Annotated in this window: 7 protein-coding genes; all 7 read left to right on the plus strand. The window is 35.7% G+C overall.

The window, feature by feature from the left end; translation table 11 throughout:
- Positions 1-56 precede the first annotated feature (56 nt).
- The 7 genes from FGM02_RS13600 to FGM02_RS13630 all read left to right on the plus strand — a co-directional run bounded on the left by FGM02_RS13600 (position 57) and on the right by FGM02_RS13630 (position 13,832).
- Positions 57-923, plus strand: coding sequence for a nuclear transport factor 2 family protein (locus tag FGM02_RS13600; RefSeq protein WP_243739410.1), 867 nt, complete (start codon positions 57-59; stop codon positions 921-923).
- Positions 924-1,194: 271 nt separating this feature from the next.
- On the plus strand, positions 1,195-3,780 hold the full coding sequence (locus tag FGM02_RS13605; protein ID WP_243739411.1) for a WD40/YVTN/BNR-like repeat-containing protein: 2,586 nt from the start codon (positions 1,195-1,197) through the stop codon (positions 3,778-3,780).
- Positions 3,719-6,484, plus strand: coding sequence for a WD40/YVTN/BNR-like repeat-containing protein (locus tag FGM02_RS13610; protein WP_243739412.1), 2,766 nt, complete (start codon positions 3,719-3,721; stop codon positions 6,482-6,484). The genes FGM02_RS13605 and FGM02_RS13610 overlap by 62 nt, the downstream gene beginning before the upstream one ends.
- 150 nt (positions 6,485-6,634) lie before the next feature.
- On the plus strand, positions 6,635-8,287 hold the full coding sequence (locus tag FGM02_RS13615; protein WP_139958977.1) for an apiosidase-like domain-containing protein: 1,653 nt from the start codon (positions 6,635-6,637) through the stop codon (positions 8,285-8,287).
- Positions 8,288-8,463: 176 nt separating this feature from the next.
- Complete coding sequence (locus FGM02_RS13620; RefSeq protein WP_139958979.1) at positions 8,464-9,993, plus strand: sulfatase family protein; 1,530 nt, start codon at positions 8,464-8,466, stop codon at positions 9,991-9,993.
- Between the two features lie 2 nt (positions 9,994-9,995).
- Positions 9,996-12,356 carry a glycoside hydrolase family 3 N-terminal domain-containing protein gene (locus FGM02_RS13625; protein ID WP_139958981.1) on the plus strand — a complete coding sequence of 787 codons (2,361 nt, stop codon included), beginning with the start codon at positions 9,996-9,998 and terminating at the stop codon, positions 12,354-12,356.
- A 180-nt stretch (positions 12,357-12,536) separates the two neighbouring features.
- Complete coding sequence (locus FGM02_RS13630; protein ID WP_139958983.1) at positions 12,537-13,832, plus strand: glycoside hydrolase family 117 protein; 1,296 nt, start codon at positions 12,537-12,539, stop codon at positions 13,830-13,832.
- The last annotated feature ends 92 nt before the right edge of the window (positions 13,833-13,924 follow it).

Below are 13,924 nucleotides of genomic sequence, written 5' to 3' on the forward strand. Positions count from 1 at the left end.
CTACATTTCACAACTATTGCAATTTTGTCGTGTACAATTAAATAAAAACAAACACAATGAAAAATTTAGTATTTGCCATAGTAATTGGAGCAACAGCCATTGCTTGTAACCAAAAAAAAGTGGAAAACAAAACAATTAAAAAGGTAGAAAAAATGGAAATCTCAAACACACAAAAGGTAACAGAACTTTTAAAAAGTATTGAAACCGGTGCGCAAGAACCTGCGGGATACATCAACCCAAATAAATACATACAACACAACCAAGGTGTTGCTGATGGCTTAGCCGGTTTTGGAGCTTTGTTACAACAAATACCTGCAGGAACAGCAAAAGCAAATACGGTACGAGTTTTTGAAGACGGAGACTTTGTAATAGCGCATACTGATTATAATTTCTTTGGACCTAAAGTAGGATTTGATATTTTCCGTTTTGAAAATGGAGCCATCGTGGAACATTGGGACAATCTTCAAGAAAAAGTAACGCAAACCGCTTCTGGTCGTACTCAAATTGATGGTTTTACAGAAATTACCGATCTTGACAAAACAGTAGCAAACAAAACACTTGTAAAAAATTTGTTGACAGATGTTTTTTTTGGAGCCAATCCTACTAAAATTACAGACTATATTTCTACAGAAAAATACGACCAACACAACCCAAATGTTAAAGATGGTTTGGCTGGATTAGGAGAAGCTTTGGCTTCTTTAGCTAAAGCAGGTATGCCAATGGTGTATGAAAAAAACCACACCATTTTAGGACAAGGAAATTTTGTTTTATCTGTTTCTGAAGGCATCTTCCTTAAAGAAAAAGTTTCTTTCTATGACCTTTTCAGAATTGAAAATGGAAAAGTTGTAGAACACTGGGATACCATCGAAAAATTAATTCCAGCAGCGGAAGCTAAAAACAAAAACGGGAAATTTAATTTCTAAATTTTAAATCACTTTAGCTACAAAAGGGAAACAACATAAGGCTTGTTTCCCTTTTTTTATTCTCTAAAACATCAAAAAAAGCAACTCCTCACCCATCCTAAAGCCTAGAAAAAGGCTGCTTTGAACTACAAATAATGGTTTTAATCCTACTTCGTATGGTTTTGTCTAGTTTTTAATCATTCCTAAAAGCAAATTTAATGCTAATTAATAAAGATATTTGAACAACAACTCAATAAGAAGTATACATTGTTTCAATAATTTAATGTTTATTATGAAGAATCTAATTCTAGCTATTCTAGTCGCAAGCACAAGTATTGCTACCTATGCTCAAAAAAACAATCCTTTTTTTAATGCCATAGCCAAACACAAAGTTCAATCAGATCCTTCTGTTGAATGGAAAAATTTTGGTCCAGGCATGTCTGGCTACAATGAAGAACTTTGGTGCCACCCCACCGATGAAAATGTTTTATTTATGGGGCCTGATATGCATGTTGCTTATGGTTCTTGGGACAATGGAAAATCATGGCAGACGATTAAAGATTCTGATGGTTTTGGAAAAGATTTAGAGCGGGTTCTAGACATTGATTTTTCGAGACAAAACCCAAATTTTGGTTTGGCTTTAGAAAGAAGTGGAACGATTTACGAAACCAAAGACAAAGGAAGAACTTGGAGTTTGGTGCACACCCTTCCGAAGAAAAAAAATTCTTACACCAATGTACATACCCAAATTGCCATCCACCCTACCAATGACGCTATTTGGTTTGTTGGTGCTGGTGATTTTTGGAACGTTAAAGAAAATCACAGATCTAAAAAAAACATTCATGGGAAAATTCATCGCAGAGCTCAATATGGCTATGTATTAAAAACTACTGATCATGGTAAAAGTTGGAAAAAAGTTGCGGATCATATTTCTAAAGATTTAGATGTTGCCAGAATTATTTTCAATCCAAAACAACCTGAAAAAGTATTTATCGCCACCAATTATGGTTTTTTTGCTAGTAATGACGGTGGTGAAAATTGGAAAGCAAGCAGCAAAGGTTTGCCTAACAACCTGCCACGCGATTTAACTTCGTATTACAACCCGAAAACAAAAGAATTTATTTTGTATTTGGTGGAACAAACGGTTTATGAACCTAAAGGAAAAAGCATCACCACCAAAGGTGGTGTGTATAAAAGCACAGACAATGGCCAAAACTGGCAAAATATTACAGGTGACCTTGGCGTTAACTTTAACAAAATCACCTACAGTCACCATAGAAATAATTACCACAGAGCTTTAAGTTATTTTTTAGGTGAAAATTCAAAAGCATTGTATCCTAAATTTCCTGAGAACACCTATTCGGCATTTAATAGAATTGTTGTAAACCCAATTAATAAAGACGAAATTTATTTGGTAGCCAACCAACGTCATGATAAAAGTTTTGGTCCTGGTGACGCATGGAAAACGACAGATGGTGGTAAAACTTGGGTAATTTGTGCGCGTGCTGGTGAATACTGGTTTACAAAAAAGGACAAAGCTTATTGGGAACAAAAAGGAAATCCTGTTGGAGCCAATGTAGAATTCTCACATGTAGGTCGTGCCTATAAGGAAGAAAGCGAAACCCGATTTGGAAACCGATTATTGGCCATCAACTCAAAAGGAGATGTCTTTATCGGTATCGGTCAACAAACACATCGTTCATCAGACAAAGGTGCTTCTTGGCAACAAATAGATGATATTGAAACGGCTCCTGGCAGCAATGCTTGGATTGGTCGTGGTGATAGCGATTTACCAGGAAGATTTATGCTTTTAGAAACTGGAATTAAAGAAAGGTATTTACTTTGTAGTGGTGAACATGGTTTATGGCAAACCGCTCCGCTAGGAAACTATCCCGACAAAGATGCTGTGGCGGTCACACAAATTGAAGGTCAAGTTCACGACTATGGTGGAAATCACGCGGCACATTCCATTTCAACTGTAGCGGTTCACCCAAACAATCCTGATGTTATTTATGTGCTTTCTTGGAGACAAGAACACAGAGGTAAACTAAGAAGAACCCAAAACGGTGGAAAAACTTGGGAGAATATTTCTACCATATTTGAAGGAAAAAACAGCCCACACCAAGGGCTTGCTATGATGTATTCTTTAACTATTGACCCCACAGAGCCAAATACTATGTACTTCTGTTCTATCAGAAAACCAATTTCTGAAGTTGGAAAATCTGTCAAAGAAGAGGTACTTAAAAAAGGAGGCTATGGAGTTTATAAATCTACAGATGCAGGTTACACTTGGAAACTTTACAACAACGGCCTACCTCAGCAATCAAGTGTTCGAAGAATTGTGATGGATCCTAAAGATTCTAATATTTTATACGCTTGTTTAAATAAAAGTTCTGGCAAAGAACCTGCTGGTTTGTATATCTCTAAAAACAACGCTAAAACTTGGAAAAAAATGGATATCCCTTCTGAAATTCAAGGAGTGAATGATATTTTTATTGATAGAAACACCAATGACATGTATCTTTCTTGTGGCTATAGAAACGGTGCTTTAGAAAGTGGTGGTGTTTGGAAAAGCAGCAACAAAGGAAAATCTTGGAAGAAATTTTTCAAAGCCCCTTATGTGTGGCAAACCGAAGTTTCTCCAATAAACTCAAATATTATTACCGTAAATGTTCCTGCTCAAGTAGCTACAAAATTCAATCAATTTAAAAATCCTGGAATTTATTTAACAAAAGATGCGGGTAAAACTTGGAGCAAAATTAACAAAGGAATTGGACAGCCAGATAAAATGGTAGATGTAAAGCCTGATCCTTACAATGAAAATATTATTTGGAGTGCCGCCTGGGGAAGTGGTTGGTTTAAGGCAATTATCAAATAACAAAATAGCGAAACTCAATCCTATGAAAAATAGTTCCCTATGTAGCTTTGTCATATTAAGTATACTATGCTTTACTAGCTGCCAACAAAACAACTCAGAAAACCGAATCGCTTTTTTCAGAAAAATTAAAACAGAAAAAATCATTTCCGATCCTGCTGTTGAATGGAAAAGTTTTGGTCCTGCAATGTCTGGTTATTGCGAAGGATTTTGGTGTCACCCTACAGATCCGGATGTTTTATTTATGGGTCCCGACATGCATGTTAGTTATGGGAGTTGGGACAGCGGAAAATCTTGGCAAACACTTAAAGATTCTGACGGTTTAGGAAAGGACATGAAAAGGGTATTGGATATTGAATTCTCACTTCAAAACCCAGATTATGGAATGGCCTTAGATTGGAATGGTTGGGTATACGAAACCAAAAACAAAGGACGAAAATGGAACAAAATTGCCGAATCTGGAAAAAGTTACAAGGAAATTGGCATCGACCCAAACGACCCAGATTCATTTAAAAAAGGATGGTATTTTGAACAAGAGGGAACTAGACATAGCGAAATAGCGGTAGATCCTACAAATGATAAGATTTGGTATATTGGAGCTGGAGATTTTTGGAATGTAAAAAGCAACCACCGTTCTTTAAAAAAGCCAAACGGTGTACAATTTAAATATGCTTCCTATGGCTATATGCTTAAGTCGGAAGACAAAGGTAAAAGCTGGACAAAAATTACAAAGGGCTTAACTGAAAACACAGACATTGGTAAAATAATTGTCAATCCAAACAATTCTGCTCAAATTACGATGCTCACCAATCATGGCTTATTGCTTAGTACTAATGGTGGATTGACATGGAAAAACAATAGCAAAGGACTGCCCAACAACTTGCCCAGAGATCTGACTTCTCATTACAATAAAAACACAAAAGAATTTAGTTTGTTTTTAGTAGAGCAAACGTTTTATTCAAAAAATAAAAATACGGTGACTGCTAAAGGCGGGGTTTTTAAAAGTACCGATGGTGGTTCTAACTGGACAGACATCAGTGGAAATATGGCTTTTGACATGAATGCGATTAATTTTTCTTCTGAAGTTGATCGTTTTCATAAAACCATGGGATATTGGTTTGGCATAAGCAAACAAACCTCCAAAGAAACATTTACCCAATTACCTAAAAAAACTTTGCCCGTTTTTAACAGAATTGTTGTCAACCCTTTAAACAAAGAAGAAATTTATATTTCCTTCAATAAAAAACACGATTTTACTTTTGGTCCTGGCGATGTTTGGAAAACGGAAAATGGAGGAAAAACATGGACTGTTTGCGCACGTCAAGGAGCCTATTGGAAAAGCAATAAAGACACGGCTTATTGGAAAAGCAGAAACAATCCTACAGGAACAAATGTTGAATTTGCACACCTTCAAACCTATATGGACAATTCAAATGCTACTTCGGGCAACCGTATGATGCGTATCAATTCTTTGGGTGAAGTTTTTATTGGTATTGACCAACAAACCTTAAAAACAGCTGACCATGGAAAAACCTGGAAGCAAATAGACGATGACGAAACTGCTGCCGGCAGTAACAAATGGATTGGTAGAGGCGCTAGTAATTTACCTGGACGATTTTTAATTCTTGAAACAGGCATAAAAAACAGAAGATTACTTTGTTCTGGCGAACATGGACTTTGGCAAACCACAACTATTGAAAACAGGAAAGACAAGCAAGCCGTGGCTGTTGAGCAAATTGAAGGACAAGTACACGATAAAAATGGAGTTCATGGCGCACACTCTATATCCACAGCCGCCGTACATCCTAAGGATCCAAATACCATTTTCTTTTTAGCATGGAGACAAGAACATCGAGGAAAACTTCGAAAAACTACAGATGGAGGAAAAACTTGGGAAAACATTGCTACCATTTTTGAAGCTGCTAACAATTCTTGGCAGAATCTTGCTCCTCAAAATTCATTGCAAATAGATAAGTGGAATCCGAAGAACATGTATTTCTGTTCCACTTCTTTAAAAATATCAGAAATTAGCGGAAGTAAAGCTGAACCATTAACAAAAGGTGGCTATGGATTTTACCGTTCTAATGATGGCGGTTACACTTGGGAACTTAGCAACCATGGTCTTCCTAAATCGGCAAGTGTCAGAAGAATTATTTTAGATCCTGAGAATTCAAACACCCTCTATGCTGCCTTAAATAATGACGATGGTGGTTTGTACAAAACTACAGACAAAGGCTCGAACTGGAAGAAAACAGCAATTCCTTCAGAAATAAAAGCCGTTAACAATGTATTTATAGATAGAAACACAAAGGCCATTTTTATGGCTACAGGAAGAAGAAATGGAGGCTATAAAGAAGGGGGGGTATACAGAAGTAATGACAGCGGAAAAAACTGGGAGAAAATTTTTAACGCTCCCTATGTTTGGCAAGTAGAAACGTCTCCAATAAATCCAGACCTTATTGTCATCAGCGTTCCTAGTCAAATAATGAGCAGAGCCTCAGAATTTATGAATCCTGGGATTTATATTTCCAAAAACAATGGTGACGATTGGACAAAAATCAATAAAGGTTTGGGGCAACATGACAAAATAGTGGATGTAAAACCAGACCCCTACAATGAAAATGTACTATGGTGTGCAGCTTGGGGATCTGGATGGAATATTGCTTATTTAAACAATTCGAAAGAAGCCTGGTTGCTAGACAAATAAGTGTTTTACCCTTTTTATATACCTTGAAATTGGAAGCACTTTACTAATTGTAAAATAGAATTACAGAAACTGTAATTCATATGTGTTTTTATACTGTTTCATTTTAGAATAAAAGTTAGTTTTGAAATACTTCATTAAAAAAATATAAATATGACAAAAAAAATTACACAACTACTTCTCGTTTTATTTTTTACCCAAATTTCTACTGCACAAATAAAAATTTGGAAAAACCCTAAATCGTACAAACCTATAAAAACAGTACAATGGGAAGTCAACGATATAATTTATCATGTCAACAAATCGGTTAAAAATCCTTTTGACCAAACAGCTTTTGCTTTTGTTACGGATGGAACTAAAGAACAAAAAATTCCTTTATTTTATAACGGAGCTAACAATTGGGTCTTCAGATTTTCAAGTGCTACAGAGGGAACTAAAACCTTCCATATTGAATCTAGCCTAAGTAGCTTAGATAAGAAAAAAGGAAAAATTTTAATTTCTAACAACCTGAAAAAAGAACGACATGGGGGAATTGTTACAAAAAAAGAAAACCCTCAACATTTCTTTTATGAAGACGGCTCACATTATTTCAATTTAGCCTTTGAATGCGATTGGCTATTTGCATTGGATTATGGACAAAAAGACATTCCTAAAACCAAACATTTATTGTCTTTGCTAAATGAATATAAATTCAATCAAATTGTTATGAACGTGTATTCATACGATGTAAAATGGCAAAAAGACCCGCGTTTAAAAAAGTATCCTGAACATGAATATGGCGGAAGAGAGGATATTTTCCCTTTTCTTGGTTCTAATTCTAACCCCGACTTCAGCAAATTAAATGTAGCATTTTTCAAACATTTCGATAAAGTTATTTCTGAAATGCACGATCAAGAAATTGTAAGTCATTTAATGATTTATGTATGGAACAAATTGGTTGCTTGGCCAGATATGCAATCAAAAGCCGATAATTTATATTATGATTATGTGGTTAAACGCTACCAAGCATTTCCAAATATTGTTTGGGATGTTTCCAAGGAAGCTTTGCATTATACCAGAGCCACCAAAGAATATATTTTAGAACGAATTGAAAGAACCAGAAAATTAGATGCATTTAATAGATTAGTATCCGTACACGACTATGGATTCTGTGTCAATAATTCGGATGCGGTAGATTTTATTTCTACACAAAATTGGAAGCATACTTTATACCAACACATGCTGGAAGCTCAAAATAGATTTCCTAACAAACCTATTTTTAATATTGAACACGGTGGCTATGAAGAATCTCCTTATGTCGTTTTTCCTGGTGCTTATGTAAATGCTGAAGTCTGTTTACGAAGAAATTATATGTGTCTTTTTGCAGGAGGTTATACGACTTATTATTGGCAAGGAGCTTCATGGAATGCTATAATTCACAATCCCTTTGAGCAACCAGCAGACTTTATAAAACCTAAATTTGATTATTTCAAAAACATGAGGAAACTATTTGACTCTGTAAATTTTGAAAACTTCAAACCCGTGTCGCGCTACAATGGTTCTGGCTATAATTTAACCAACGAAAAGGATGGGACAATTTTATTATACGTACCTAAAGAAAACCATTATACCAGTGCCAAGACTCAAATTGCAAAAAACTTCCATCATGAAAATGCGACAAAACAATGGTTTAACACAATTACTGGTGAATTTACAGAAGAAATAAAATACATACCTTCAAAATTAGGCTTTTGGGATTTCCGCCCTTGGCGTTATCAAGCAGATGCCATTTTGATTATTAGAAACTTAGAGAAAAAGAAAAAATAGTTCTCAAAGTATTCTTCACAAATACAAGTTGTGAATATTTTAGCCTATTAAGAACTTCTTTAATAGGCTAACTTATACAAAGGACATTTGTATTGGATAAAAAAACATATAAACCTACGTATCTCCTTGCTAAATCTTAATTTCACCCTAACTTATTATTCACAAAATCATTGACAATGAAAATAAAAAAAATCATTACACTCTTAACACTATCCCTTGCAGGATTTACAACTACTCATACATCTGCTAAAACTCCTCCAAAACCAAACATTGTCGTTATCTATTTAGATGATTTGGGGTATGGAGATTTAAGTTCTTATGGAGCTACAGAATTAAGCACTCCCAATATAGATGTGTTGGCAAATGAAGGGGTTAAATTTACAAACGGATATGCAACCTCAGCCACTTGCACGCCAAGTAGATTTGGATTATTAACCGGTGTTTATCCTTGGAGAAATAAAAAAGCCAGAATCTTACCTGGTTCTGCTCCTTTGATTATTGATACTAAACAAGAAACATTGCCTAAAATGTTAAAACGTGCAGGTTACCAAACCGCTATTGTTGGTAAATGGCATTTAGGCTTGGGTGCTGGAAATGTAAATTGGAATGCGCATATTTCTCCAGGACCGAATGAAGTTGGTTTTGAAGAATCTTATATTTTAGCGGCCACACAAGACAGAACTCCTACCGTTTATATCAAAAATGGAAATGTAGATGGTCTTGATCCTAATGACCCTATTTCTGTGAGCTACAAGAAAAATTTTGAAGGCGAACCAACCGGGAAAGACAATCCTGAATTGACGACGATGAAATGGCACCATGGTCATAACAATAGTATTGTAAATGGAATTCCTAGAATTGGGTATATGAAAGGTGGTGAAGCTGCAAAATGGAGTGATGTAGATATGGCTGATCATTTCTTAAAAAAAGCACAGACTTATGTGAAAAACCATAAAGAAAAACCTTTCTTTTTGTACTATGCCTTACAACAGCCTCATGTACCAAGAACTCCACATCCACGCTTTGTTGGAAAATCTGGAATGGGACCAAGAGGTGATGTTATTTTAGAAGCCGATTATATGATTGGTGAATTTATAAAAACTTTAAAAGAAGAAGGAATTTTAGAAAATACATTAATCGTTTTTTCTAGTGACAACGGTCCTGTTTTACAAGATGGATACTACGATGATGCCATGGAAAAAATAGGAAAACACACTCCTGGAGGAGTTTTACGTGGAGGTAAATACAGTTTATTTGATGCCGGAACTAGAGTTCCATTTATGGTGTATTGGAAAGGAACCATTAAGCCTAAAGTATCAGATGCCTTGGTTTGTCAAATTGATTTGTTAGCGTCATTCGCTAATTTAGTTGGAGTAGATGCAGAACCAACAGATAGTCAAAATATATTACCAGCATTGTTGGGTAAAAAGAAAAAGGGTCGTAAAGATATTGTGTTAGAAGCAGGTTCTAAAACATCATATAGAACCGGTGATTGGGTAATGATTCCTCCGTACAAAGGAGCTAAAATGAGTTGGCATTCTTTTGTAGAATCTGGAATAGATATGGAGTTTCAATTGTATAATTTAAAAGAAGATCCTAGTCAACTAAACAACCTAGCAAAATCAAATCCTAAGCAATTGAATAAGTTATTGGCTAAATTCGAAAGTATTAGAGGAAAAGATTATTCAAATATTAAGAAAAAATAAGAATGAAAAATATCATCATCTTATTAGTTTTATTCATGATCAATAGCTTGGTTTTTGCACAAGAAAAGTTAGCAAAGCCTTTTAGTACTCCAGAAATTGAAGCACAAGTAGAAGCCATTATGTCTACAATGACAATGGAGGAAAAATTAGCTCAAATTACAGGAACTAGAATTAGAGAGTTAATGGTAGATGGAAAACTTTCTTTAGAAAAATGCAGAGAGCACATTCCACATGGTATTGGTCATTTTTGTCAATTCTCCACAGGTCAAGCTTTAGCGCCTGAAGATTTAAGAGATTTAGTTCGTGAAATTCAGCAATATTTAATGACGGAAACACGGATGAAAATTCCTGCCATTTTTCACGAAGAAGCCATCACAGGATTCGCAACACTTGGCGCAACAACATTCCCACAACAAATAGGTATTGGCTGCTCTTGGAATCCTATTTTGGTAAAAAACAATACCACTTCAACACGGAAAAATATGCGAAATGCAGGTGCAACTTTTGCCCTGTCTCCCATGTTAGATTTAAGCAGAACTGCGCATTGGAATCGCCACCAAGAAAGTTATGGTGAAGATGCTTATTTAACTTCTCGACTGGGTGTCGCATTTGTCAAAGGTTTGCAAGGTGAAGATTTAAAAACGGGTGTTGCGGCAACCGTAAAACACTTTGCAGGTTATGGAACCAAAAACAACGATGCAAAAACATTGTATGAAGAATATTTAATGCCTCATGAAGCTTGTATCAAAATTGCTGGAGCAAAAAGTGTCATGCCCTCCTATGGTGTTTACAAATCTTTACCCATTTCAGTAAATCCAACCATGATAGATCACATGCTTAGAAAAGAAATAGGCTTTGACGGATTGGTGGTTAGTGATTATGGTGCTATTAATATGGTGCATCGAAAATACAAACAGGCGCCAGATTATATGACCGCTGGTGCTATGGCTATCAATGCAGGTGTTGATGTAGAACTGTCATCACCTACAACCTTCCCTTTATTGCCCGAAGCCCTAAAAAAAGGATTGGTTACTGAGGAAATAATAAATACGGCTGTCAAAAGATCCTTAACCATGAAAGCTAGATTGGGTTTGTTAGCTAAAAACCCTAAAATAGGAAAAGAGGGTTCTTTAGATTTTGACCCTCTTGCTTTTCGAAAACTAGCTTACGAAGCTGCTTGTCAATCTATTGTTCTTTTAAAAAACAATGGTATACTTCCTCTAAAAAAAGAAATAAAAAAAATAGCCCTTGTCGGTCCTAACGCAGCAACTGTCCAAGGTTTATTGGGCGATTACACCTATCAAGCCATGCGTGCATTCTGGAAAAGTGAACAATTTGATGCAATGAATCCTAAATTGGTTACTTTAAAAGAAGGTTTAGAAAATCGACTAGGAAATTCAATTCAAATTAAACATGAAAGGGGTTGTGACTGGAGTGCTAGCCTAGAAGCTAAAATTGACAAAAGTGGTTTTGGAGATAGTCGATTAGGAAAATTAAAACTTTTAACGGTAGAAGGACTTCCCAAGCCAGACTTAAATAAGGCTTTAAAAATCGCCCTTGAAAGTGATGTTATTATTGCTGCTGTGGGTGAAAATATTTCTTTAAACGGCGAAGGAAGAAGTAGAAAAGGAATTGGCTTACCAGGAGATCAAGAGGCTTTTGTGGAAAAACTATTAGCTACAGGAAAACCTGTCGTTCTAATTTTATTTGGTGGAAGACAGCAAGTAATTGATAAAATAGAAGGAAGATGTGCTGCTATTGTCAATGCATGGTTTCCTGGAGAAGAAGGTGGCAACGCAATTGCTGACATCCTTACAGGAAAGGTAAATCCTTCTGCAAAATTATGTGTTACCTATCCTAATTCACAAGAAAAAGTAGAAGTAAACTATCAGAACGGCTATTCAAAAACAAACCCGCCTCTTTATTCATTTGGCCACGGATTGTCTTATACAAACTATAGCTATTCTAATTTAAAAGTAAAATCTAGAGCAAAACTAATAGACAAGCGAATTTCAATAGCTATTGACATTAGCAATATTGGAAAAGTTCCTGGGACTGAAATAGTACAATTGTATGTGTCCCCAACGGATCCGAACTCTACAATGAAAGCCATTCAATTAAAAGGATTCCAAAGAGTAGCGCTAGAAGCAGGAGAAACAAAAACACTCACGTTTGAGGTATCTCCGCAACAATTCGTGCAATACAAGAACAATTCATGGATAGTCGAAGCTGGAAAATATGATTTTAAAATTGGAGCTTCTTCTACAGATATCAAAGAACACAAAATAATTAATCTTACAGGAGATGATTTGATTTTACCACAAGGACGAGAAGTGTTTTTCGCGCTTAGCACAATCAAATAAAACATCGCAGTTTTTTTTCTAAAAGCGATGCTAACTCCATAATAAAAGAGTTTTCGGAAACGTTATCGGTAAAAAAACACCGAATGCAAACGTTTCCGAAAGCTAATAGAAACTATTTCTGTTTTAAATCAATTAATTGTACGAAATTAGAGCTATTCTAAACTTCAAATAATCTTACTGATGCGCACATTGTTGACTATATATAAAGTCTATTTTGGAATTATTACCTCTGCGATATTCTTATTAATTTCTTGCCAAAAAGAAAAAAAAGAAATTCTAGAACCAACAGTTTTTCCGTTTACCATGCCTACTGAAAAACCAAACATACCATTGAGTTCTTCAACCGAACGCATGTTTAGCTATGATACCCCAAGAGCACAAGACAACGAATTATTTTCTCAATTTAAATATACGCGCCTAAAGGGATTCGATTATAGCAATGGGGATGGTACAGTTTCTAGAAGAGACCCTTCTAGACCCATTTTTATAGATGGTGAATACTATGTTTGGTATACCAAAAGACATACGCAAGTTCCTCCTATCGGTTGGAGTCATGCCAAAGAGGCTACAGACATCATTCCATCTACAGATTGGGATTTAGCGGAAATATGGTATGCGAAAAGCAAAGATGGTTTTACTTGGAAAGAACAAGGGGTAGCTATTTCTAGACCAGAAAAGCCAAAATCTGGTTGGCGCTCCGTTTGTACTCCTGAAATACTTATTTGGAAAAATAAATACTATTTGTACTACCAAGCCTTTGACGAACCTAGTGGCTTAAAAGGGGATTTATGTCCTGTTTCCGTTTCCTATGCCGACACACCTAATGGCCCATGGACACATGGCGGTGATGCTGTAATTCCCTTTGGAAAAAAAGGAGATTGGGACCAACAAGCAACGCATGACCCATTCCCTATTGTTTACAATGGAAAAATTCATGTGTACTATAAATCGGCTTACAACAAATGGCCTCATAAAAGAGATAAATATGCCGTGGGACAAGGATTAGCTATTGCTGATAATCCTTTAGGACCTTATAAAAAACATCCTTTAAATCCTGTTTTAAGTTCTGGGCATGAAACGACTTATTTTCCTTTTAAAGAAGGGATTGCCGCTTTTGTGTTAAAGGATGGAAATGAAAGAGAAACAATTCAATATGCAAAAGATGGCGTAAATTTTGAAATTGCATCTAGTATTTCGTTAACTCCCACAGCCGCAGCTCCTTTTACCCCTGATGCTTTTACCAATACTAAAGACGGAAGGGGAATTACTTGGGGCTTGAGTCATTTTGTAAATGCTGGAACTCCAGAAAAAAGTTACTCAATTATTGCACGTTTCGATTGCGATTTAAGTTTAGACTATAATGAACCTACCTATAAAAAAACGGGCGTTTGGCACAAACCTGAAGTCTATTTTGAACAAGGTTTAGAAAGTCTCGGAAAACACCCTGAAGGAAGAGGAGTACAAAAAAAGGAATAATATTCTATAGAACGACAGCTTCGATTCCTTTGAAACAGTTAAAAAAAGATTTATACAAACATTATACAGTTGCCTTAAAACAAAAGAATCGG

It is taken from the genome of Flavicella sediminum (assembly GCF_006381105.1).
Classification (GTDB): Bacteria; Bacteroidota; Bacteroidia; order Flavobacteriales; family Flavobacteriaceae; genus Flavicella; species Flavicella sediminum.